The organism is Vibrio sp. 10N.222.49.A3, assembly GCF_041475145.1.
GTDB classification, from domain to species: Bacteria; Pseudomonadota; Gammaproteobacteria; order Enterobacterales; family Vibrionaceae; genus Vibrio; species Vibrio tasmaniensis_A.
The window spans coordinates 1-234 of sequence record NZ_JBFRVM010000298.1 but is presented as its reverse complement, the minus strand read 5'-3'; the positions used below and the strand labels follow the sequence as shown (position 1 = coordinate 234).

Below are 234 nucleotides of genomic sequence, written 5' to 3'. Positions count from 1 at the left end.
CTGAAAAGAGCTGACCAACCCAAGCGCTGAGTGTTTGACTTTTGCGCTGTACGCTCTCCATGCTATCAGCCTTGGCTTTCACGCTTTGGGAGACCAATTGGACACGTTTACCGCTGTGATTACCTACATTGAGTAGTTGCTGCGCAATATCTTGTGATGAGCCATGCACATTGACCACGTGGAACTGTTTGGTGGAGTGGTACAGGTCGGTCAGTATACGCTGCTGGTTTTCAG

At 49.6% G+C, this 234-nt stretch carries 1 protein-coding gene; it reads right to left on the bottom strand.

Annotated features, from left to right (window positions below):
- Positions 1 to 234: hypothetical protein (locus tag AB4589_RS25215; protein ID WP_372101937.1), on the bottom strand; the 234-nt coding region annotated here is incomplete at both ends.